The organism is Streptomyces sp. NK15101 (assembly GCF_020400725.1).
In the GTDB taxonomy this organism is placed as follows: Bacteria; Actinomycetota; Actinomycetes; order Streptomycetales; family Streptomycetaceae; genus Streptomyces.
Map to the genome: position 1 here is coordinate 1 of NZ_JAINVG010000112.1, position 19,602 is coordinate 19,602.

General features: G+C 73.4%; 21 protein-coding genes and 1 pseudogene. 11 read left to right on the top strand and 11 right to left on the bottom strand.

Annotation, left to right across the window (positions count from 1 at the left end):
• Positions 1–174: 174 nt before the first annotated feature.
• Complete coding sequence (locus K7G60_RS34850; RefSeq protein ID WP_225804970.1) at positions 175–1,149, top strand: ABC transporter substrate-binding protein; 975 nt, start codon at positions 175–177, stop codon at positions 1,147–1,149.
• Positions 1,150–1,393: 244 nt separating this feature from the next.
• On the opposite strand, the gene K7G60_RS39300 is transcribed toward K7G60_RS34850, so the two are convergent.
• The gene (locus K7G60_RS39300; RefSeq protein WP_225804971.1) at positions 1,394–1,684 is read right to left on the bottom strand and encodes a zinc ribbon domain-containing protein; all 291 of its coding nucleotides are present in this window, start codon (positions 1,682–1,684) and stop codon (positions 1,394–1,396) included.
• 24 nt (positions 1,685–1,708) lie between these two features.
• Between K7G60_RS39300 and K7G60_RS34860 the strand changes: the two are divergent.
• From K7G60_RS34860 to K7G60_RS34875, 4 genes and pseudogenes are all read left to right on the top strand, one after another.
• A pseudogene (locus tag K7G60_RS34860) lies at positions 1,709–2,483 on the top strand (LLM class flavin-dependent oxidoreductase); the annotation flags it as partial.
• Complete coding sequence (locus tag K7G60_RS34865) at positions 2,480–3,268, top strand: DUF1684 domain-containing protein (RefSeq protein WP_225804972.1); 789 nt, start codon at positions 2,480–2,482, stop codon at positions 3,266–3,268. The pseudogene K7G60_RS34860 and the gene K7G60_RS34865, both read left to right, overlap by 4 nt.
• A gap of 199 nt (positions 3,269–3,467) precedes the next feature.
• The gene (locus tag K7G60_RS34870; protein ID WP_225804973.1) at positions 3,468–4,334 is read left to right on the top strand and encodes a S1 family peptidase; all 867 of its coding nucleotides are present in this window, start codon (positions 3,468–3,470) and stop codon (positions 4,332–4,334) included.
• 51 nt (positions 4,335–4,385) lie between these two features.
• Positions 4,386–5,270 carry a S1 family peptidase gene (locus tag K7G60_RS34875; protein WP_225804974.1) on the top strand — a complete coding sequence of 295 codons (885 nt, stop codon included), beginning with the start codon at positions 4,386–4,388 and terminating at the stop codon, positions 5,268–5,270.
• A 115-nt stretch (positions 5,271–5,385) separates the two neighbouring features.
• Here the strand turns inward: K7G60_RS34875 and K7G60_RS34880 are convergent, their stop codons facing one another.
• The gene (locus tag K7G60_RS34880; protein WP_225804975.1) at positions 5,386–6,423 is read right to left on the bottom strand and encodes a DUF3533 domain-containing protein; all 1,038 of its coding nucleotides are present in this window, start codon (positions 6,421–6,423) and stop codon (positions 5,386–5,388) included.
• A 249-nt stretch (positions 6,424–6,672) separates the two neighbouring features.
• On the opposite strand from K7G60_RS34880, the gene K7G60_RS34885 reads away from it, so the two are divergent.
• On the top strand, positions 6,673–7,542 hold the full coding sequence (locus K7G60_RS34885) for a triacylglycerol lipase (protein WP_225804976.1): 870 nt from the start codon (positions 6,673–6,675) through the stop codon (positions 7,540–7,542).
• Here K7G60_RS34885 and K7G60_RS34890 read toward each other — a convergent pair.
• Entirely contained in the window at positions 7,539–8,588 is a 1,050-nt protein-coding gene (locus K7G60_RS34890) for a lytic polysaccharide monooxygenase (protein ID WP_225804977.1), read from the bottom strand. The genes K7G60_RS34885 and K7G60_RS34890 overlap by 4 nt on opposite strands.
• Positions 8,589–8,923: 335 nt before the next feature.
• Here K7G60_RS34890 and K7G60_RS34895 point away from each other — a divergent pair, with 335 nt between their 5' ends.
• Positions 8,924–9,337: a DUF6299 family protein gene (locus K7G60_RS34895; protein ID WP_225804978.1), complete on the top strand. Its 414-nt coding sequence runs from the start codon at positions 8,924–8,926 to the stop codon at positions 9,335–9,337.
• A 16-nt stretch (positions 9,338–9,353) separates the two neighbouring features.
• Here K7G60_RS34895 and K7G60_RS34900 read toward each other — a convergent pair whose 3' ends face one another.
• A complete protein-coding gene (locus K7G60_RS34900) occupies positions 9,354–9,839 on the bottom strand; it encodes a DUF402 domain-containing protein (RefSeq protein ID WP_225804979.1) in 486 nt (161 codons plus the stop codon).
• Positions 9,820–10,743, bottom strand: coding sequence for a GNAT family N-acetyltransferase (locus K7G60_RS34905; protein ID WP_225804980.1), 924 nt, complete (start codon positions 10,741–10,743; stop codon positions 9,820–9,822). The genes K7G60_RS34900 and K7G60_RS34905 overlap by 20 nt, the downstream gene beginning before the upstream one ends.
• 74 nt (positions 10,744–10,817) lie before the next feature.
• Between K7G60_RS34905 and K7G60_RS34910 the strand changes: the two genes are divergently transcribed.
• A complete protein-coding gene (locus K7G60_RS34910; RefSeq protein WP_123450784.1) occupies positions 10,818–11,192 on the top strand; it encodes a GntR family transcriptional regulator in 375 nt (124 codons plus the stop codon).
• A 68-nt stretch (positions 11,193–11,260) separates the two neighbouring features.
• Here K7G60_RS34910 and K7G60_RS34915 read toward each other — a convergent pair whose 3' ends face one another.
• Positions 11,261–12,361, bottom strand: a complete 1,101-nt coding sequence (locus K7G60_RS34915) for a DUF5925 domain-containing protein (protein ID WP_225804981.1) — start codon at positions 12,359–12,361, stop codon at positions 11,261–11,263.
• A 211-nt stretch (positions 12,362–12,572) separates the two neighbouring features.
• Between K7G60_RS34915 and K7G60_RS34920 the strand changes: the two genes are divergently transcribed.
• A complete protein-coding gene (locus K7G60_RS34920) occupies positions 12,573–13,379 on the top strand; it encodes an SGNH/GDSL hydrolase family protein (RefSeq protein ID WP_225804982.1) in 807 nt (268 codons plus the stop codon).
• Here K7G60_RS34920 and K7G60_RS34925 read toward each other — a convergent pair.
• Positions 13,363–14,334 (bottom strand): protein kinase, encoded by a 972-nt coding sequence (locus tag K7G60_RS34925; RefSeq protein ID WP_225804983.1) that lies wholly within the window; start codon positions 14,332–14,334, stop codon positions 13,363–13,365. The genes K7G60_RS34920 and K7G60_RS34925 overlap by 17 nt on opposite strands.
• Before the next feature lie 322 nt (positions 14,335–14,656).
• Between K7G60_RS34925 and K7G60_RS34930 the strand changes: the two genes are divergently transcribed.
• A complete protein-coding gene (locus tag K7G60_RS34930) occupies positions 14,657–14,929 on the top strand; it encodes a hypothetical protein (RefSeq protein ID WP_041128464.1) in 273 nt (90 codons plus the stop codon).
• A gap of 120 nt (positions 14,930–15,049) precedes the next feature.
• Here the strand turns inward: K7G60_RS34930 and K7G60_RS34935 are convergent, their stop codons facing one another.
• The 3 genes from K7G60_RS34935 to K7G60_RS34945 are packed head-to-tail and all read right to left on the bottom strand — an operon-like array spanning position 15,050 to position 18,004.
• Positions 15,050–16,243 (bottom strand): CaiB/BaiF CoA-transferase family protein, encoded by a 1,194-nt coding sequence (locus K7G60_RS34935; RefSeq protein WP_225804984.1) that lies wholly within the window; start codon positions 16,241–16,243, stop codon positions 15,050–15,052.
• 49 nt (positions 16,244–16,292) lie between these two features.
• Positions 16,293–17,069: an ABC transporter permease gene (locus K7G60_RS34940; RefSeq protein WP_225804985.1), complete on the bottom strand. Its 777-nt coding sequence runs from the start codon at positions 17,067–17,069 to the stop codon at positions 16,293–16,295.
• Positions 17,066–18,004: an ATP-binding cassette domain-containing protein gene (locus tag K7G60_RS34945; RefSeq protein ID WP_225804986.1), complete on the bottom strand. Its 939-nt coding sequence runs from the start codon at positions 18,002–18,004 to the stop codon at positions 17,066–17,068. The genes K7G60_RS34940 and K7G60_RS34945 overlap by 4 nt, the downstream gene beginning before the upstream one ends.
• Positions 18,005–18,067: 63 nt before the next feature.
• On the opposite strand from K7G60_RS34945, the gene K7G60_RS34950 reads away from it, so the two are divergent.
• Entirely contained in the window at positions 18,068–18,796 is a 729-nt protein-coding gene (locus K7G60_RS34950) for a TetR/AcrR family transcriptional regulator (protein ID WP_225804987.1), read from the top strand.
• Here the strand turns inward: K7G60_RS34950 and K7G60_RS34955 are convergent.
• Positions 18,783–19,602: type ISP restriction/modification enzyme (locus K7G60_RS34955; RefSeq protein ID WP_308082991.1), on the bottom strand; the 820-nt coding region annotated here is incomplete at its 5' end. The two genes, K7G60_RS34950 and K7G60_RS34955, sit on opposite strands and share 14 nt — an antisense overlap.

The following is a 19,602-nucleotide window of genomic DNA, read 5'->3' on the forward strand; positions in this document are numbered from 1 at the left end:
GGTGACGGCGGAGTCGTGGTCGGGCAGGCGCCCCCCTCTCCTTCCCCGCCGCCACCTTCTCCCTCTCCACCCCTCATGCCCACGCCCCCTCCCCCCCCGCCCTCCCACCCTTGCTCCGCGCCCTCCCCGTCCCCCCCCCCCCCCCCCCCCTCCTCCCCCACAGGAGTTCCCGCCATGAAGACCCGTCGCACCGTCCTCACCGCCCTCGCCTCGCTCACCGCCCTCGGGCTCCTCACCGCCTGCGGCGCGGGCGACGCCGCCGTCGGCGAGATCAAGCCGGAGGGACAGAAGGACACCGGCATCAACGTGTCCCCGAACCAGAACCGCATCCACACCGCCAAGGTCGACGCGATCGCCGCCAAGCTGCCGGCGGCCGTCCGGGAGAGAGGCACCCTGGTCCTCGGCGTCTCCGCCAAGAGCAATCCGCCGCTCGCCTTCCGCGCCACCGACGACAAGACGCTGATCGGCGTCGAGGTCGACCTCGCCACGCTGGTCGCCGACGCCCTCGGCCTGAAGCCCGAGTTCAACCCGGTCTCCTGGGAGAACCTCTTCGTCGGCCTGGACAGCGGCAAGTACGACGGCGTCTTCTCCAACGTCACCGTCACCGAGGAGCGCAAGGACAAGTACGACTTCGCGACCTACCGCCTCGACGACCTCGCCTTCGAGGCGAAGAAGGGATCCGGCTGGACGGTGAAGGGCCCCGAGGACGTGTCGGGCAAGCGGATCGCCGTCGGCAGCGGCACCAACCAGGAGAAGATCCTCGTCGACTGGTCCCGGCAGAACGAGAAGGCCGGCCGCAAGGGCGTCGACATCAAGTACTACGACAACACGACCGACTACTACCTCGCCCTCCAGTCCGGCCGGATCGACGGCTACCTCGGCCCCAACCCGACCGTCGCCTACCACGTGGCCTCCGCCGGACAGACCGAGGCCGTCGGCAAGTTCTCCGGAGCGGGCGCCGGACTCCAGGGCAAGATCGCGGCCACCACGAAGAAGGACAGCGGCCTGGTCGCCGCCTACGCGGCCGCGATCGACCACATCGTCGAGAACGGCACCTACGCCCAGGTCCTCAAGCGGTGGGGGCTGAGCAACGAGGCCGTGCGGAAGTCGGAGATCAACCCGCCCGGCCTGCCCCGCACCAAGAGCTGAAACCCCTGTTCCTGAACACCGGCACCTGGCCGCTCGCCGCCTCGCCGCAGAGCTCGCCCCGGCTCTGGCGGCAGGTTGGCGGTGCCTGAGCACGACCCCGTCGCTCTCCGCCATCCGTACAGTCGTGCTGGACGGTTCGTCGACCGCCGCAAGCTGCACCACGTCAACTTCCCGGCTCTGAGATGAAGGGCCGAGATTGCAGGTGGAGCGCGGCCGGCTGCCGCGGGGTCCCCTGCGTCCGGAATCAGCGTGTGCTGGTTCTGGGGCGGTTGACCGCGCCCCGCTTCCACACAGCCTCGCCCCGGTGGGCGATGTTGCGGGAGCCGTTGTGGTCCGCGCGCAGGACGGCCCCACAGGACCGGCAGACGAACCGTGCCTGAGTCACCCTGTTCGTGCGATGGGTGTGCTTGCACTCCGAGCACTGCCGGGAGGTGTTGCGCGGGTCCACGAAGACCACGGGCACCCCCGCCCGACGCGCGGTGGTGAACCCCTGACCTCTGGAGGCTGCTTCGCGCCCCTGCCCCTGGAGGTCCACAGAACCAGCGGCGGTTCACCGTTCCGTGCCCTTCAGGGACATTCGGCCGTCATCCGGGCGAGAGGTTCCGTCCAGGTGCTGGGACTTGTCGCCGAGGCCGCCGACGCGGTCTCTGCCTGCTGGGGGTCCGGGGGTCTTCCCCCGGAAGAGCACAGCACCCGGCACCCCACCCCGGAGGCCGGCCGGGAGTTCTACGCCGACGTCAAGGGGAGGCTCGCCCGGTACGGCAGGGCCCCCGGCGACCTGAAGATCATGCCGGGGGTGACGTACGTCCTCGGCGACACCGACGCCGACGCTCAGGAGGCGGCGGCCGAGATCCGCCGGCAGCAGGTCTCCCCGCAGAACGCCCTCCTCGCGCTCGAACGGATCTGGGGCCGCGACCTCTCCGGCCACGACCCCGACGGTCCGCTTCCGGACATCGACCCCGACCCGGACTCGGCCCTCGTCCAGGGCCGGGTGCGGGTCGACGACCCGGTCGCGGTGGCGAGGAAGTGGCGGGCGCTGTCCGAGGCGAAGGGGCTCTCGATCCGTCAGACGGTCATCGAGGCGACGGGCCGGCAGTCCTTCGTGGGCTCCCCGGCGACGGTCGCGGCGGCCCTGGAGGAGTTCGTCGCCACGGACGCGGCCGGACGGCTTCATCCTCGTCCCGCACCTCGCCCCCGGCGGCCTCGGCGACTTCGTCGACCAGGTCGTCCCGCTGCTCCAGGAGCGCGGGGTCTTCCGCACGGAGTACACGGGCACCACGCTGCGCTCGCACCTCGGCCTTCCCGATCCCGTATGGAAAGGTGACACACCATGAGCACGGATCCACAGCAGGACTGGCAGCACTGGCACGAGCAGCGCGAGGCCGCGGTCGCCTCCTCGTACGGCCCGCTCTCCCTCACGGGCACCCACTGGCTCGCGGACTTCCCCGAGGGGCGCATTCCGGCCATTCCCGGTGAGTGGCGGGAGGACGGCGACGAGGTGGTCCTGACGGCGGGCGCCGAGGAGGGGCTCACCGTCGACGGCAAGCCCTTCGCCGGCACGGTCCGGCTCACCGCCGACCACGGTCCGATCCACGAGTCCCGGGTCGAGTCGGCGGGCCGGCGGCTCGTGGTGCTGCGACGCGAAGGGCTGTGGGCCGTACGGGACTTCGACCCGGGATCGGAGGCGCGCCGCGCCTTCCGGGGCATCGAGGCCACCCCGTACGACGAGCGCTGGGTGGTGCCCGGCGTGTTCCGTCCGTACGGGAAGACGCGCAGCGTACGGGTGGAGAACGCCGACGGCCGGGAGCGCGGGCTCGGCCTCTCCGGGGAGCTGTCCTTCGAGCTGCACGGTGGCGAGCACGTCCTCCAGGTGGCCGTCGAGGACGACGGCACCCTGTGGGCGGTCTTCGCGGACGCCACCAGCGGCCGGGACAGCTACCGCTTCCGTTTCCTGCGGCCGGAGGCCCCGGCGGCGGACGGTTCGGTGACGGTCGACTTCAACCGCGCGCTGCTGCCGCCGTGCGCCTTCGCGGATCACTTCATCTGCCCGTTCCCGCCGCCCGGGAACACGCTCGACACCGCGGTGCCGGCCGGGGAGCGGCGGCTGAACCCGGCCTGAGCAGGCCTTTCGCCGCAGAGGTACGGATGGCGGACGGCCCCGGCCACGACGGCCGGGGGCGTCCGTCCGTACCGCGGTCTTGTGCGTCCGCTCGGAGAGGGCCACTATCACTGGCGGTGCATGTCAGGAACACGTCACCTGATGGCGCCTCACGGGCCCGCCATCCACGGGCCCCTCCGCTTTTCCCAGAAGGAGAATTGTGAGGAGCACAGTGAGGAACACCCGCACCCGTCTGCTCGCGGTCGCCGCCGGTCTCGCCGCCGCGACGGCCCTCGGACTCCCCGGCGCCCAGGCCGCCCCCGCGCCCGGTCCCGCCGGAGCCGCCCAGCTGGCCCGCGCCGACGCCGCCGTGGAGGCGGCCGGGGTCGGCGGCACGGCCTGGTACGTGGACAGAGCCGCGGGCCGGGTCGTCGTCACCGCCGACTCCACCGTCACCGACGCCGAACTCGCGAAGATCCAGCGCCAGGCGGGCGCCGACGCCGGAGCCCTCCGCGTCCAGCGCACCCCCGGCGTCTTCAAGCCCCTGCTCGCCGCCGGAGACGCCATCTACGGCGGCGGCTACCGCTGCTCGCTCGGCTTCAACGTGGTCAGCGGCTCCACGTACTACTTCCTGACCGCCGGCCACTGCGGCAACGTCGCGAAGACCTGGTACACCAACTCCGCGCAGTCGACCCTGATCGGCGCCACCGTCGGCTCCAGCTTCCCGGGCAACGACTACGCCCTGGTCCGCTACGACAACACCTCGCTCAGCCACTCCGGCGGCTACACCGCCGCCGACGCCTACGTGGGCGAGTCCGTCAAGCGCACCGGCTCCACCACCGGCACCCACGGCGGCACGGTCACCGGCCTCAACGTCACCGTCCGCTACTCCGGCGGCGGCACGGTGAAGGGCATGATCCAGACCAACGTCTGCGCCGAGCCCGGAGACTCCGGCGGCCCGCTCTACGACGGAAGCAAGGCCCTCGGCATCACCTCCGGCGGCAGCGGCAACTGCCGGACGGGCGGCACCACCTTCTACCAGCCGGTGCCCGAGGCGCTCTCCGCGTACAAGGTCAGCCTCTACTGATCCCACCCGCACGGCCCGTTCACCAAACCCCCACCCAGGAGGAACGAGACCATGCGCACCACCCCCACCAAGAAGTTCCGGCTGCTCGCCCTCACCGCCGGCCTCGTCGCCGCCGCCGCGACGCTCGGCGTCCCCACCGCGAGTGCCGACTCGACCCAGACGTTCAGCGCCACCCGGCTCTCCGCCGCGAGCGACGCCGTCCTCGCCGCCGACGTGGCCGGCACCGCCTGGCGCGTCGACACCGCCAGCGGCAAGGTCGTCGTCACCGCCGACTCCACCGTCTCCCAGGCCGAGATCGCGAAGATCAAGCACCGGGCCGGGGTCAACGCGGGCGCGCTGCGCATCGAGCGCACCCCCGGCACGTTCAACAAGCTGATCTCCGGCGGCGACGCCATCTACGCGAGCAGCTGGCGCTGCTCGCTCGGCTTCAACGTCAGGGACGGCGCGGGGAACTACTACTTCCTCACCGCCGGCCACTGCACCGACGGCGCGGGCACCTGGTACTCCAACTCCTCCCGGACCACGGTGCTCGGCTCCACCGCCGGATCGAGCTTCCCGACCAACGACTACGGCATCGTGCGCTACACCAACACCTCGGTGACCAAGTCCGGCACGGTCGGCAGCGTCGACATCACCAGCGCCGCCAACGCCACCGTGGGCATGTCCGTCACCCGCCGCGGCTCCACCACCGGCATCCACAGCGGCACGGTGACCGGCCTGAACGCCACCGTGAACTACGGCGGCGGCGACATCGTCTACGGCATGATCCAGACCAACGTCTGCGCCGAGCCCGGCGACTCCGGCGGCCCGCTCTACTCGGGCAGCCGGGCGATCGGTCTCACCTCGGGCGGCAGCGGCAACTGCTCCTCGGGCGGGACGACCTTCTTCCAGCCCGTGACGGAGGCGCTGAGCGCGTACGGGGTGAACGTGTACTGACCTCGGGACCGGACCGGTTCCCGGTCCGGGCGGATCTCCCTCCGCACGGTCCCTCCGGCCGCCGTCGGCGGCCGGAGGGACCGTGCTCGTTCCAGGGCCTCCGGCCCCGTGCGGCCTACAGGCGGACCCCGTCCACCTCCGAGGCGATCGGTTCCGCCGCAGGCGTCCGCCGCACCGAGGACAGCACCAGGGTGACGGCCGCGCCTACGACCGCCCAGACCGACAGGACCACCATCGAGACGGTCATGCCGTTGCCCTTGAAGTACGCGATCGAGCGCGCCGCCCAGGTGCCCGCCCCCGGAGGCAGGTACGGGCCGATCGCCCGCCAGAACGGCGGCAGCATCGGCAGCGGGAAGGCGCCGCCCGCGCTCGGGTTGCCCGCGATCACGACGAGCAGGATCGCCAGGCCGATGCCGACGATCCCGAACACCGACTGCAGGGCGAGGGTGGCGGCGCCCACCGCGAAGACCACCAGGGTGCCCAGGCCCCACAGGGCCGCGATGCTGCCGGGCAGGGCGCCGAGGACCGGGCCGACGATGATCGCGCCGCCGAGGCCGCCGAGGGCCGAGTAGAGCGCCAGGACCCCGAGCCGGATGATCGCGCGCTCCCGGTTGGCGGGCCGCGAGCCCGCGCTGATCGCCAGGATCGCGGCGCAGATGTAACCGCCGACGCACCAGCCGATGACCAGGTAGAAGGCGGAGAGCCCGTTGAAGTCCTGGGAGGAGGAGGGGGCCACGTCGACGGTCCGCACGCGGCGCTGGTCGGCCGCCTCCAGCTTCGTCACCATCGCCTCCAGGGTCGCGGAGAGCACCTTGCCGCCGCCGGAGGCGACGAGCAGGGTGTCGGTGCGGCCCCGCGGGTCGACGATGAGGGCCCCGTCGATGTCCCGGTCCAGGATCTGCTCCCGCGCCTGGGCCTCGTTCGCGACCGCGCGCGGGTCGAGGGGATCGCCGGGCAGCTGCGCCAACCGTTCCGTCAGGGTGGCGGAGAGCTGCTGGGGGGCGACGACGCCGAAGGGGACGTCCGTGGGTTTCGGATTGTGCAGGGCCCCGACGTACGAGGTGATGAACAGGAGTTGAAGGGCGAAGACGCCGACGACGAGCAGGGCGGCTCGGGGGGTGACGGCGCTTTTCAGTTCGTCGACGAGACTCATGCCCCCCACGCTCCGGGTCCGGGAGAGTTTCCGCAGGCGGGTGGGGGCCGAATGGCCGAGCACGCCCCCTTGCGCGTCACCCGGCGGCTCCGGCGGCCGCCTGACGAGGACACAGGACTTTTTACCGACGCGTAACTTCCCAGCCCAGGCTACCCGTGCGTAGCTTGGCTGGAGAGCATCCCCACTTGTGGTCCGGACCGCAGGGCACAGCACCCCCACCTTCCCCTTGAGCCGCAAGGAGATCGCCCGATGCTGCCCCCGAAGTCCTGGAAGAGCGCCGTCAGAGCGCTGTCCGTGCTCCTCCTGACCGCCGCCGCCACCCTCGCCCCCACCGCCGCCGCCCAGGCCGACACCGCCCCCAGCCGTGGCTGGAACGACTTCACCTGCAAGCCGTCCGCGGCGCACCCGCGCCCCGTCGTCCTCGTCCACGGCACCTTCGGGAACTCCGTCGACAACTGGCTCGCCCTGGCGCCCTATCTGGTCAACCGGGGCTACTGCGTCTTCTCGCTCGACTACGGCCAGCTGCCGGGCGTGCCCTTCTTCAACGGGCTCGGTCCCATCGCCGCCTCCGCCGGACAGCTCGACACCTACGTCGACCGGGTCCTCGCCGCCACCGGCGCCCCCGAGGCCGACCTCGTCGGACACTCGCAGGGCGGCATGATGCCCCGCTGGTACCTCAAGTTCCTCGGCGGGGCCGAAAAGGTGAACGCGCTCGTCGGCATCGCCCCCGACAACCACGGCACCACCCTGCTCGGCCTCACCAAGCTCCTCCCGTACTTCCCCGGTGCCGAGGACGTCATCAGCTCCACGACCCCGGGCCTCGCCGACCAGATCGCCGGCTCGGCCTTCATCACCAAGCTCAACGAGGGCGGCGACACCGTGCCGGGCGTCCGCTACCACGTCATCGCGACCCAGTACGACGAGGTCGTCACCCCGTACCGCTCCCAGTTCCTGACCGGACCGAACGTCACCAACGTCCTCATCCAGGACAAGTGCGCGCTCGACCTCTCCGAGCACGTGGCGATCGGCACGGTGGACCGGGTCACCTTCCACGAGGTGGCCAACGCCCTCGACCCGGCCCACGCGACCCCGACCACCTGCCTCTCGGTGATCGGCTAGCCCCGGGCCCGGCGCCGCCGGGCCGTCCCGAAGAGCACCGCCGCACCGAGCGCGAGCACGGCGGCGCCACCGACCGCGAGATACGGGGCGGTGGCGTCGCCGCCCGTCTCCGCAAGCTCCGCACCGGAGCCCGAACCGGCCGCGGGCGCGGGCGCGTCGGGCGTGGCGGCGCCGGACGCGGGCTCCTGGGCGGGCGCCGTGGTGGCCGGCCGGGCCGGGGCCGCCGCCCCCGCGCCCGCCGCCGTCGCCCCCGTGCCCGCCGTCGTCGCCTCCGCGCCCGTCGCCGCGTCACCGTCCCCGTGCCCGCCGTGCTCGACCGAGGACCGGTCCTCGCCCGCCTCGACCTGCTCGTCGGTGGGCGCCGAGGCACTCGGCGCGGGGGCGCCCGGCGCGGAGGCGCCCGGCGCGGGGGCGTCGCCCGCCTCCTGCCCGAACACCACGTCCGAGCAGGTGTAGAACGCCTCGGGGGAGTCGGAGCGCTGCCAGATCGAATAGATGAGATGGCGGCCGGACTTCTTCGGCACGGTCCCCCGGAACACGTAGTCCCCGTTCTCCATCCCCGGGTCGGTCACCGTCGCGAACGGCGTCTCCTCCAGGTCCGACCACTTCAGCGGCTTCGTCGGGTCGTACCCGTCCTTCGTCACGTACAGCGCGAACGAGCCCCTGTGCGGGGCGGTCCCCCGGTACCGGAAGGTGTGCGGGCCGGGCTTCATGGAGCTCGCCGGCCAGTCGGCCCGCGCCAGGTCGAGCCCCCGGTACTTGTCGTTGCCCGCGCTGCACAGCCTGCCGTCCGGGATCAGCCGCCGGTGCTGCCCGGCCGCTGCGGCGATGTTCACCGCGTTCCAGTCGTAGAACGCCTGCGCCCCGCTCGCCGCCACGGCCGCCCTGCAGGCCGCCGACCTCGGCGCTTCGGGCCCCTCCGCGTAACAGGCCGAGACCCGGCTCACCGGGTCCGACATCGACCCGTGCGCGGACGCGGGACCGGCGGCGAGTCCGGACAGGACCAGGGCGGTGGTGAGGACCGTGACCGTACGGCGTGAGGTCATGGGGGAACGACTCCTTCACGAGGGTGGTGCGGGGGTTGCCGAGGAAACTAGCCGCTCGCACCCGCCGGGAAGCCGCCGAGGAGCGGGAGACGGCGATCCTTAGGACCGCGTTAAGGCGGACGAAAGAAGCCCCTGAGGAACCGTCGGTCCAGCCGCCGGCAGCGGCGCTCCGGGCGGTCGCGCCGCGGCCCGGGGCACGGGCGGGAGGACCGTACGACCGTATGCGCGGCGTCCGGTCCAACTCGCCCCCGATGGGGTGAGATTCGGACGGTCGGCGGCCTGATCAGGTATCCCTGGCGGGCAGCACCTTCCCCCCACCCCCGAAGGGACCCCCCATGCGCGTCCGACTCGTCCTCACCGCAGCGGCCCTGCTCGCCGCCGCCGTCGCCCCCCTCGCCCACGCGGAAGGGACCGACGGCCTCACCGTCGACGAGTACGGCACGGTCGCCGCCGACAGCACGGTCACCGTCTCCGGCACGTACCGCTGCCTCGACGACAGCGAAGGCCCCGTCTTCGTCAGCTCCACCCTCAAGCAGGGGAGCCGTTCCACCGGCATCGGCGGCACCCGGGCCGTCTGCGACGGGCACCTCCACACGTGGAGCAACAGCGCCGTCGTGAAGGATCCCGCCTACCGCCCGGGCGCCGCCCGGGTGGAGGCCACCCTCGTGCAGCTCACGGCCGGCGCGTCGGGCCTGCCGCTGCCGGGCTTCCTCGCCGCCGAGCAGGCGGACATCGAACTGCGCGGTTAGTCCCCGAGGGCATGCCTCAGAACTGACGCAGCAGGTCGACCAGGCCCTCCCGGCCGAGCAGCTCCAGCTCGTCGAGGGCCACCACGGCACGGGCCGCCGCCTCCGGGTCGGAGGCGGCGAGACCGCTCGCCGCGAACTCGTCCTCGTCGAGCCGCAGCACCTCGCTGCCGTCCGCCGACACCCACAGGTCCAGGTCCAGGTCCTCGACGACCACCCCGGAACCGTCGATCACGGCCGGCCGGGTGATGTCGCAGTACCAGCCCTTCAGGGCGCCGTCGGCCGACCACACCTCCTTGACGGTGAACCAGCGGTCGCGCCAGTAGTGCTCCACGAACACGTCACCGGGCTCGAACCGCACGAAGCCGAAGTCCCGTACCCCCTCGGCGGCCCACGGGGCCCGCACCGAGAGCCGGGTGCCCTCCTCCGCCAGCACCTCGGCCGGGTAGCGGATCTTCGTCCGGCCCGCCTTCGTCAGGGTGATCTCAACCGATCGTCCGGACATGCCGCACCTCCGTCGCGCCGATCTCGTAGCCGAACCATGTGTTGATCGCCAGCATCGGCCCGTTGCCGGCGTCGTTGCTCGTGAGCGCCTCCACGCAGCCCGCGGCCCTGGCCCGGTGCAGCGAGGCGTTCTTGGCGAGCTTCGCGAGCCCGCGGCCCCGGTACGCCGGCGCGGTGCCGGTCATCCCGGAGCAGTAGCGGCCCAGACCGTCCGTCTGCGCCGCGCTGAACGCCGCCGGCACCCCGTCCACGACGACGACCGTCGTCAGCGCCCGGTCGAAGTGCGGGTGGTCCCAGGTGGTCTCCCGCCAGTGCGCGTAGTCGTCCAGCTCCGCGCCCACGTCGCCCGGCTCGTCCGCCGTCGTCACCGCGTCCAGCTCGAACAGCGGCCGGGGATCGGCCGCGAAGTCCTCGGCCGTGCGCAGCTCGACACCGGGCGGCGGGTCCGTGAGCGGCGGCAGCCCGGCCGTCGTCAGGTCGAGCCGGAGGAAGTGGGCGGAGCGGCTGGGGGAGTAGCCGCGCCGCTCGGCCCAGGCCCGGTCCGCCGGCGTGTCCAGGACCCAGCTGTACAGCGTCCGGGCGCCCCGCTCCGCGAGGTGCTCCTCGGCGGCGCGCAGCAGCAGCGTTCCGGCGCCGCGCCCCAGGTGCGCGGGGTCCACGTACACGTTGACGGAGCCGATTCCGGGCTCCGGGGCGTCATGGGCGATCCTCAGCTGCGCCGTTCCGATGACCGTGCCCTCCTCGGTCACGGCGACGAGCGGACGGGCGTGGCTGTCGGGGTGAGCGTGCGCCCAGTCGAAGACCAGCTGCTCGGCGGTCGCGAGCATGAAGGGGAGCGCTGCCCGGCGGACCCGGGCGAAGCCCTCGGCGTCCGGGGCCCGTACATCGCGGACGATCACAGTCATGTGGTGGCACGCTACGGGCGCGGGACGCACCACCGCCTCCCATTTTCCGGTGGGGTGAGGGCAGAATCGGAGGGGTGACACTCACCATCGCCGTGGACCACGGATCCACCACCGCTCCCTACGAACAACTGCGTGCCCAGATCTCGGAGCGGGCCCGATCGGGCAGACTGCCGGTCGGATACAAGCTGCCGACGGTACGGGGGCTCGCGGAGCAGCTGGGCCTCGCCGCGAACACGGTCGCCAAGGCGTACAAGGCCCTGGAGGCCGACGGAGTCATCGAGACGCGCGGGCGGCACGGCACCTTCGTCGCCGCCGCCGGTGACGCGGCGACCCGCCGGGCCGCCACCGCCGCCGCCCAGTACGTCGAGGAGGCCCGCCGTCTGGGGCTCAGCCGTGAGGCCGCGGAGGCGGCGCTGAACGAGGCCCTGCGGGCGGCGTACGACGGCTGATCCGTCCGTACCCGCTACGGACGGGTGACGCGTCGGCACCCCGGGGGCGACCGACGCGTCCGTGTCCGCTACAGGTACAGGCCCGCCCCCGCCGTGCGGGGCTCCGGGAGGTCCGCCGAGGGCGTGCCGCGGCGCAGCGCGAACAGCTCCGCCAGCGTCGCGCCCTCGCGCGGCACGTCCTCCTCGCGGCCGAGCCACCGCGCCGACTCGGCCCGGCTCAGCGGCCCGACCTCGATGCGGGCCAGGCAGCGGCCCGGCCGGACCACCGCCGGGTGCAGCCGCTCCAGGTCCTCGTTGGTGGTGACCCCGACCAGGACGTTGCGGCCCTGGCCGAGCAGTCCGTCCGTCAGGTTGAGCAGCCGTGACAGGGCCTGACCCGCCGTGTGCTTCGCCCCGCCCCGGATCAGCTCGTCGCAGTCCTCCAGGAGCAGCATCCGCCAGCGCTCCTTCGACGTGCCGTCGTCCTCGCCGATGGCTATGTCCATCAGATAGCCGATGTCGTTGAAGAGCCGCTCGGGGTCGAGCACGCAGTCCACCCGGCACCAGTCCTGCCAGGCCCGGGCCAGCGTCCTCAGCGCCGAGGTCTTGCCCGTGCCCGGCGGCCCGTGCAGCAGCAGGAGCCGGCCGGTGATGTCCTCCGGGGTCACCTTCATCAGCCCGTCCATCGCGTCGGCCACCGGAGCCGAGTAGTTGGGCCGGACCTCCTCCCAGGTCCCGGCGCTGATCCGGCGGGTCATCCGCCGCGGGCCGCGCTGCGGGGCCACGTACCAGAAGCCCATCGTCACGTCCTCGGGCTCCGGCTCCGGCTCGTCCTTCGCCCCCTCGGTGGCCTCGGCGAGGATCCGCTTCGCCAGTTCCGGGTCGGTCGCCGTGACGGTGACGTCCGCGCGCCGGTTCCAGCGGGAGGAGAGGATCGTCCAGCCCTCGCCCTCGGCGAGCACCGCGCTGCGGTCGTCGTCCCGCGCGGCCCGCAGCACCCTGGCCCCTTCCGGGAGCAGCGTCGCGTCGGGCTTCGCCCGGTCCAGGGTGGTGCTGTGCGCGTGCGGCTGCTCGCCGGTCGCGAAGCGGTCGAGGAACAGCGCGTCCAGTACGTCGCCCGGCGAGTCGCTGTCGTCGAGGTTGACGACGACGGGCAGCGAGGCGGGCGGCGCGGACGGGGTGTCGGACATGCGCCCATGATCGGGCAACCGGTGGGGCCGCGCACCGGGTTTTGCGGCCGTCGCGGCGCCGGTCGCCTCGCCTCCTGGAGTGGCTTGATATCGACGGTTCCTGACGGAGGATCGGAAGCCGCTCATCCCCAGTTTTGACATGAACACTTCCGGGAGGCCGGATCCGATGCTACTACCTGGTAACGCAGAGATCCTGCTACAGGGAGGTTCCATGAGACTGTCCCGTTCCGCCGCCCTCTCGTCCTCGCTCCTGCTCGGTGCCGTCCTCGCCCTCACCGGGGCGGGCGCGGCCCAGGCCGCCGAGACCGCCGCACTCGACTACGTGGCCCTGGGGGACTCGTACTCCTCCGGTGTGGGCTCCGGGAGTTACGACAGCGCCAGCGGCGACTGCAAGCGCTCCACGAAGGCGTACCCGGTCCTGTGGAAGAACGCGAACGCCCCCTCCTCGTTCGCCTTCACCGCCTGCTCCGGCGCCCGAACGGGTGATGTGACCGCGAATCAGCTCGGCCCCCTCTCGGCCGCCACCGACCTGGTGTCCATCACGATCGGGGGAAACGACGCCGGTTTCGCGGACGTCATGACGACCTGTGTGCTGCAATCCGAATCCACCTGCATCAACCGCGTGAATCAGGCCAAGGCCTACGTCGACACCACGCTCCCCGGAAAGCTCGACTCCGTCTACAACGCCATCCGGAGCAAGGCGCCCGCCGCCCACGTGGTCGTCCTCGGCTACCCGCGCTTCTACCAGCTGAACGGCAGCTGCATCGCCGGCCTGAGCGAGAACGAGCGCACCGCCATCAACAACGCCTCCGACTACCTCAACGCGGCCACCGCCAAGCGCGCGGCCGACCACGGCTTCACCTTCTCGAGCGTCGTCCCCGCCTTCACCGGGCACGAGATCTGCTCCGGCTCCGCCTGGCTGCACAGCGTCAACTGGCTCAACATCGGCGAGTCGTACCACCCGACCGCCGCCGGACAGTCCGGCGGCTACCTGCCCTCCTTCAACGGGGTGCTGTAGCCGGTCCGCCGTCGGTGCCCGTGGTGCCGGGCGCCGACGGAGCGGTGCTCGTGACACCGCCCGGCCCCGGCCCGGTACCCGGTCCGTCGTCCCGCACCGCCTGATACACCAGCGCCCCCGCGAGCAGCAGCGCCCCGACGATCCCGGCCACCAGGACGGGTCCCCGGCGGGGCGCCGTCCGTTGCGGCCCCGCCCGCCGGGACGGCGCCGGCGCGGTCCCGGCCCGTGTCCCGGTGCCGCCCTCGTCGCCGGGGCCGGTCCGCGGCGGGGCGGAAGCCTCCACCGGCGCCGCCTCCGTCCTCGGCGCGCCGCCCGCGGCCACCCGGCGGAGTTCGCGCTCGACCTGATCGGCCGTCATGACGGGCTCCTCGCCCGTCAGCCCGTCGATCACGGCGCCCAGCGGTCCGGACCGGTCGTCCGCCGCCGCCTCCAGGAGCGCCCCGAGGGAACGCAGATCCGCCCCGGGGTCCGTGGGGCCGTCCGGCGCGCCGCCGAAGCCGGTGACGACGACCCGCCCGTCGTTCGCGAGGAGCACCTGCTTCGGTCCCACGCCCCGGTGCGGTACGCCCGCCTCCCGGGCGGCCCGCAGGCCGGCGAGGACCTCGGCGCCCACGCGAGCGGCCTCGCGCGCGGGCAGCGGACCGTCCGCGTCGAGGGTCTCGGCGAGGGTGAGGCCGCGGACGAGCTCCGTCACGACCCAGGGCCGGCCGTCCTCGGTGGCCACGCCGAGGACCCGTACGACGGACGGGTGGGAGATCCGCGCGGCGGCCCGCGCCTCGCGCTCCCGCCGCGCGTACAGCAGGGGGACCTCGTCGGCCGGCAGTCCGACCGGGGCGCGGAACTCCTTGAGCGCCACCTCACGGCGGTCGGTCTCGTCCAGGGCGCGCCAGACGGTGCCCGTCGCCCCCTCGGCGAGGACGTCGAGCAGCCGGTAACGACCCGCGATCACCGTCATGGATCCACGGTAGCCGAGGGGCGTCCTCCCGGCTCCGATCCTGCGGGGGTCCCGTGCGGGACCGACCCGGACGATCTTGGTGTCGGAGATCACACCCGTCCTCGTGACCGTGGACGGCGGTCCGGAGTGCAGGATGGTTCGTGATGGTTCGGCAGGTGTTCGAGTGCTGTCCAACTCGCCCTGGAATCAGATGTATTCGGACAGTCATCGTCAACCCCCGTACGAGTGCGGTGAATCCCGCCGCCGGGATACACGGGTGTCACGATGGAGCGATAGGGTTAACCTGCCCGGGCCGGGTGCCCTTGTACGGGTGGGGAGTGACATGGAACAGATAGCAATGCGCAGCAGGCCGCGAGTGCCTGCCATCACCTGCGGAAGCAGCGCGACCAGTTCGCGCCTCGACCGCCATCTCGCGGTGCTCGGCGGCCCCGCCGTGCCCCAGCGCGAAGTGGCCGAGGCGACGCTGCTCATGCGGGAACTGACGACGCGTACGCGCGAGGTGCCGGTGCACGGCCACCGCAGCCGCAGCGCGCGGGTCTCGCTCTTCGCACCGCTCCGCCGCCTGCGCAGCTCGCTCTTCGGCACGCGCCACTAGGGGGCTCGGCCGCCCGTACGGCCCCGAACGCGACCCCGCCGGACGTGTCCCCGCCCGTCCGGCGATCCGTCGTGCCCGGGGCCCCACCACGGCGCCCGGAGTGCCCCGCCCCGCTCCCCGTCAGGCGATCACCCCCGCGCTCCGCAGCTCCTTCACCTCCGCCTCCGGCACCCCCAGCTCGGCGAGCACCTCGTCCGTGTCCTGGCCGAGAGCCGGGATCCGGTCCATCCGCGGTTCCGGCGCGTCCGGGAACACGATCGGCGGCAGCAGCGCGCGCAGCGGCCCCGCCGGGGACTCCACCTCCCGCCACCGGTCACGCGCCGTCAGCTGCGGGTGGTCCGCCAGCTCCGCGACCGAGTTGAGCCGGGCGCAGGCGATGCCCGCCGCGTCCAGCCGCGCCAGCGCCTCGGCCGCCGTCAGCGGGGCGAGCGCCGCCGCGACCACCGCGTCCGTCGCCGCACGCCCCGCCACCCGCGCGGTGTTCGTCGCGAACTCCGGCGCGTCGGCCAGCTCGGGCCGGCCGAGGACCCGCTCGGCGAGCCGCCGCCACTCCCGGTCGTTCTGCACGGAGAGCAGGACCAGGCCGTCCGTCGTCGGATAGGCGTCGTACGGGGCGATCACCGCGTGCGCGAGCCCCGTGCGCGCCGGGGCCGTGCCCCCGTGCATCCCGTGGTGCAGCGGATGCCCCATCCACTCGGCCAGCGAGTCGAGCAGGGAGACCTCCACCGGCCCGCCCCGGCCGGTCGTGCCGCGGCGGACGAGGGCGGCGAGGACGCCGGAGAAGGCGTACATCCCGGCCGCGATGTCGGCGGCCGGGATCCCCGACTTGACGGGCCGCTCGGGCGTGCCGGTCACCGACACCAGGCCCGCCTCGCACTGCACGAGCATGTCGTAGGCCCGCTTCCGCGCGTACGGCCCCTCCGCCCCGTACCCCGAGACGTCCACCGCGATCAGCCACGGGTGCGCCGCGCACAGGGTGGCGGCGTCGAGGCCGAGGCGGGCCGCCGCGCCCTGCGCCAGGTTCTGCACGAAGACGTCGGCGCCGGCCACCATCCGCCGGACGAGCGCCAGCCCGCGGGGATCCTTGAGGTCGACCGCCACCGACTCCTTGCCGCGGTTGCACCACACGAAGTGGGAGGCGAGCCCCCGGGCGGCCGTGTCGTACCCCCGGGCGAAGTCCCCGCCGTCGGGGCGCTCGATCTTGACGACGCGGGCGCCGAGGTCGGCGAGCTGACGGGTGGCGAAGGGCGCGGCGACGGCCTGTTCGACGGCGACGACCGTGACCCCGGCGAGGGGGAGTGGCTGAGTGCTCATGACCTCCCTGCCTACCGTGCCGGGCCGGTCCTTGTCACCAGGGGGTACGTCACCCCCGGGCGTATCTGCGCACGGCGAGCGGGGCGAAGACGGCGACGAGGCCGAGCGACCAGAGCAGCGCGCCCGCGACCGGGTGGGCCACCGGCCAGGCCGCGTCCGCCGGGACCGGCGCGTTGCCGAACAGCTCGCGCACCGCCGTGGTGACCGCCGAGACGGGGTTCCACTCGGAGACCGTCCGCAGCCAGCCGGGCATGCCGTCGGTCGGGATGTACGCGTTGGAGAGCAGCGGCAGCATGAAGGCGGCGCTGCCCAGCTGCCCGGCCGCCTCCTCGCTCTTCGAGACCAGGCCGAGGAGGATGCCGATCCAGGTCGTCGCGAAGCGGAAGAGGAGCAGCAGGGCGAAACCGCCCAGCGCCCCCAAAAGCGTGCCCTCGATCCGCCAGCCCATGGCGAGGCCGACCAGGACCAGCGGGACCGTGCCGACCGCGCTCGCGAGCAGGTCGGCGAGGGCCTGCCCGAGGGGGACGGCGGCCCGGCTCACGGGCATGGTCCGGAAGCGGTCCATGACGCCCCGGTGGGAGTCCTGCGCGGCCTGGAGCATGCCGGTCATCAGGCCGCCCGCCGCCGTCGCCACGAGCATGCCGGGCACCAGGAAGGCCCGGTACTCGGGCCCGGGGGCGGCGAGCGCGCTGCCGAAGACGTACCCGAAGAAGAGCAGGAAGACGATCGGCATCGTCTGGGTCATGACCGTGATCGCGGGCGCGTGCCCGATCCGCCGGAGGTGGCGGCCGAGGACGGCGGTCCCGTCGTGCACGAGGGCACTCACGCGACGCGCTCCTTCCGGACGGTGAGGCGCAGGAACACCTCGTCGAGGGTGGGCGGGCGCAGGGAGGCGTCGACGATGTGGACCCCGGCGGCGTCGATCTCGCGGACGATCCGGGGGAGGGTGAGCGTGGTGTCCGTGGTCACCGCGCCGACCGTGCGCCGCTCGGCGTCCAGGACCGGAGCCGAACCGGTCAGCCGGTCGAGGACGCCCGCGGCCGCTTCGAGGAACGACGGGCCGGTGACGACGACCTCGGCGTAGCTGCCGACGAGCGCCTTCAGTTCGGCCGGGGTGCCGCGCTGCGCGGCCCGCCCCTCGTCGATCAGCACGATGTCGTCGGCGAGCCGGTCGGCCTCCTCCAGGTACTGGGTGGTCAGCAGCACGGTCGTGCCCCGGTCCGCCAACTCCCGCACGGCGTCGTGGATCCCGTCGCGGCTGTGCGGGTCGAGGCCGGTCGTGGGCTCGTCGAGGAAGAGCACCCGCGGCGGCACGATCAGGCTCGCGGCCAGGTCGAGGCGGCGCCGCATGCCGCCGGAGTACGTGCGGGCGGGCCGGCCGGCCGCCGAGGTCAGGCCGAAGCGCTCCAGGAGCTCGTCGGCGCGGGAGCGCGGGGCGCGCAGGAGCCGGGCGAAGAGCCGCAGGTTCTCGGCGCCCGTGAGGTCGCCGTCGACCGAGGCGTGCTGCCCGGTGACCGCGATCCGCTTCCGTACCCCCGCGGGGTCGCGCACCACGTCGTGGCCCGCGACCAGCGCGCTGCCCGCGTCGGGCGCGACCAGGGTGGTGAGGACGCGGACGGCGGTGGTCTTGCCGGCGCCGTTGGGTCCGAGGACGCCGCAGACCGTGCCCTCGGGAACCGCGAGGTCGAGGCCGCGGAGGGCGTGGACATCGCCGTAACGCTTCCGCAGGCCTTCACTAAGTACAGCGTACGTAGTCGTCATGGCGCGACCATACCCCACTACGTACGGCGTACGTAACTACGATGGGGAGCGAGGTGATGATCCATGGCGGGCCGAGCGGCCGAACCGGAAGTGATCTGGGCGCGGCCCGAACGCGCGGGCCGCGGCCCCAAACCGGCCTACAGCCGGCGGGACATCGTGGACGCGGCCGTCCGCATCGCCGACGCCGACGGCATCGACGCGGTCTCCATGCGCCGCGTCGCCGCCGAACTCGGCTGCGGCACCATGTCGCTCTACAACTACGTCCCCCGCAAGGAGGACCTCTACGAGCTGATGGTCGACGCGGTCAGCGGCGAGTACGAGCTCCCCGAGGAGCCCAGCGGTGACTGGCGCGCCGACATGACCGCGATCGCCCACCAGAGCCGCGCGATCATGTACCGCCACCCCTGGCTGCCCCGGGTGATGACCACCGCCTACGGCTTCAGCCCCAACGCCCTGCGCTTCCTGGAGTGGTGCCTCGGCTGCCTCGCCCCCCTGGAGCAGCCCGCCGGACTCAAGATGCAGCTGATCGCCATGGTCAACGGCACGGTCATGGCCACCGTCGCCAACGAGCAGGCCATCGCCGAACGGGCCCGTGGACTGCCCTGGTCGGAGGAGGAGGAGCAGGCGGTGCGCGGCGCCTACCTCATGGGGCAGGTGGCGAGCGGCCGGTACCCGCACCTCGCCGCACTGCTCGCCGAGGTCCCCGCCGCTCCCGTCGACGCGGACGAGATCTTCGCGATGACCATCGCCCGCCTCCTGGACTCCTTCGCACCCCCGGTCACAGGAGCATGAACTGGCCTTCCGGACCTTCCTCCTGATGGTCCAGCACGGAGGCCGGGCGGCGGGACCAGGACGGGACGGGAAGGATCCCGGCCGTGACGAGGTCCGTCCGGCCGACGCCCCCGGCCGCGAGCGCCGCGCGCTCCGGCTCCCGCGCCCCGAGCAGCGCGAGCACGGTGACCAGGTCGAGCAGCTCCGAGGTCCACTCCTGCGGCCAGGCGGCCGGCCCGACGGCCTCCAGGGAGCCGGGCTCCGCCGGGGCCGTCCGGTGCGCGAACCACTGCTCCAGGACCCGCACCCCGCCGACCCGGTACTCCCAGGCCTCCGCCGGTACGGGCGAGATCAGGCCCCCGCCGACGTCCAGCGCCTCGGCCTCGGGGTCGTACGTCATCGCGGCCGGCCGCGCCGGGACCGCCGCCCGCACATAGGGCCGCCGTCCGCCCGGCAGCCGGGGCCTCGTCCCGCTCAGGGCGCCGCGCAGCTGCACGTCGGCGAGCTCCCGGCCGAGCGCCACGCCCGCCGCCCACACCTCCGGGTCCCGGGGCAGCGGGACGCGGCATCCGGCGGGGGAGGGGAGCGCCGCCGCCACCGTCCACGCCAGCCAGTCACGGGCGCCGACCTCGCGCCCGTACCGCTTCCCGAGGAAGTCCAGGAGGCCGGGCGCGAGATTGGGCTCCCGGCCCCCGGGACGCCGGAACAGCGGCCGGATGCGGCCCGGGCGGCCCGCCGGGGAGCGCCCCTCCGGCAGCGCCGCCGTCACCAGGAGCGCGGGACCGGCCGCCCCCGGCACGTACCCCTGCTCGACGGCGAAGCTCCCA

Excerpts from the sequence above, each read along its gene's own strand:
- K7G60_RS34850 (WP_225804970.1), top strand. The coding sequence starts at position 175 with ATGAAGACCCGTCGCACCGTCCTCACCGCCCTCGCCTCGCTCACCGCC.
- K7G60_RS34865 (WP_225804972.1), top strand. The coding sequence starts at position 2,480 with ATGAGCACGGATCCACAGCAGGACTGGCAGCACTGGCACGAGCAGCGC.
- K7G60_RS34875 (WP_225804974.1), top strand. The coding sequence starts at position 4,386 with ATGCGCACCACCCCCACCAAGAAGTTCCGGCTGCTCGCCCTCACCGCC.
- K7G60_RS34880 (WP_225804975.1), bottom strand. The coding sequence starts at position 6,423 with ATGAGTCTCGTCGACGAACTGAAAAGCGCCGTCACCCCCCGAGCCGCC.
- K7G60_RS34885 (WP_225804976.1), top strand. The coding sequence starts at position 6,673 with ATGCTGCCCCCGAAGTCCTGGAAGAGCGCCGTCAGAGCGCTGTCCGTG.
- K7G60_RS34890 (WP_225804977.1), bottom strand. The coding sequence starts at position 8,588 with ATGACCTCACGCCGTACGGTCACGGTCCTCACCACCGCCCTGGTCCTG.
- K7G60_RS34895 (WP_225804978.1), top strand. The coding sequence starts at position 8,924 with ATGCGCGTCCGACTCGTCCTCACCGCAGCGGCCCTGCTCGCCGCCGCC.
- K7G60_RS34900 (WP_225804979.1), bottom strand. The coding sequence starts at position 9,839 with ATGTCCGGACGATCGGTTGAGATCACCCTGACGAAGGCGGGCCGGACG.
- K7G60_RS34905 (WP_225804980.1), bottom strand. The coding sequence starts at position 10,743 with ATGACTGTGATCGTCCGCGATGTACGGGCCCCGGACGCCGAGGGCTTC.
- K7G60_RS34915 (WP_225804981.1), bottom strand. The coding sequence starts at position 12,361 with ATGTCCGACACCCCGTCCGCGCCGCCCGCCTCGCTGCCCGTCGTCGTC.
- K7G60_RS34920 (WP_225804982.1), top strand. The coding sequence starts at position 12,573 with ATGAGACTGTCCCGTTCCGCCGCCCTCTCGTCCTCGCTCCTGCTCGGT.
- K7G60_RS34925 (WP_225804983.1), bottom strand. The coding sequence starts at position 14,334 with ATGACGGTGATCGCGGGTCGTTACCGGCTGCTCGACGTCCTCGCCGAG.
- K7G60_RS34930 (WP_041128464.1), top strand. The coding sequence starts at position 14,657 with ATGGAACAGATAGCAATGCGCAGCAGGCCGCGAGTGCCTGCCATCACC.
- K7G60_RS34935 (WP_225804984.1), bottom strand. The coding sequence starts at position 16,243 with ATGAGCACTCAGCCACTCCCCCTCGCCGGGGTCACGGTCGTCGCCGTC.
- K7G60_RS34945 (WP_225804986.1), bottom strand. The coding sequence starts at position 18,004 with ATGACGACTACGTACGCTGTACTTAGTGAAGGCCTGCGGAAGCGTTAC.
- K7G60_RS34950 (WP_225804987.1), top strand. The coding sequence starts at position 18,068 with ATGGCGGGCCGAGCGGCCGAACCGGAAGTGATCTGGGCGCGGCCCGAA.